The sequence below is a fragment of the Clostridium sp. C8-1-8 genome (assembly GCF_009928445.1).
In the GTDB taxonomy this organism is placed as follows: domain Bacteria; phylum Bacillota; class Clostridia; order Clostridiales; family Clostridiaceae; genus Clostridium_AR.
Genome location: NZ_JAABNO010000082.1, coordinates 1 through 611, shown reverse-complemented (window position 1 = coordinate 611; position 611 = coordinate 1). Strand labels below are relative to the sequence as shown.

1 pseudogene is annotated in these 611 nt (G+C 53.5%); it reads right to left on the bottom strand.

Annotation, left to right across the window (positions count from 1 at the left end):
- Nucleotides 1-15: 15 nt before the first annotated feature.
- Nucleotides 16-611: pseudogene (locus GXK57_RS26210) on the bottom strand (IS1 family transposase); the annotation flags it as partial.

The following is a 611-nucleotide window of genomic DNA, read 5'->3' as shown; positions in this document are numbered from 1 at the left end:
GGTAATGACTCCAACTTATTGATAGTGTTTTATGTTCAGATAATGCCCGATGACTTTGTCATGCAGCTCCACCGATTTTGAGAACGACAGCGACTTCCGTCCCAGCCGTGCCAGGTGCTGCCTCAGATTCAGGTTATGCCGCTCAATTCGCTGCGTATATCGCTTGCTGATTACGTGCAGCTTTCCCTTCAGGCGGGATTCATACAGCGGCCAGCCATCCGTCATCCATACCACGACCTCAAAGGCCGACAGCAGGCTCAGAAGACGCTCCAGTGTGGCCAGAGTGCGTTCACCGAAAACGTGCGCCACAACTGTCCTCCGTATCCTGTCATACGCGTAAAACAGCCAGCGCTGACGTGATTTAGCACCGACGTAGCCCCACTGTTCGTCCATTTCCGCGCAGACGATGACGTCACTGCCCGGCTGTATGCGCGAGGTTACCGACTGCGGCCTGAGTTTTTTAAGTGACGTAAAATCGTGTTGAGGCCAACGCCCATAATGCGGGCTGTTGCCCGGCATCCAACGCCATTCATGGCCATATCAATGATTTTCTGGTGCGTACCGGGTTGAGAAGCGGTGTAAGTGAACTGCAGTTGCCATGTTTTACGGCA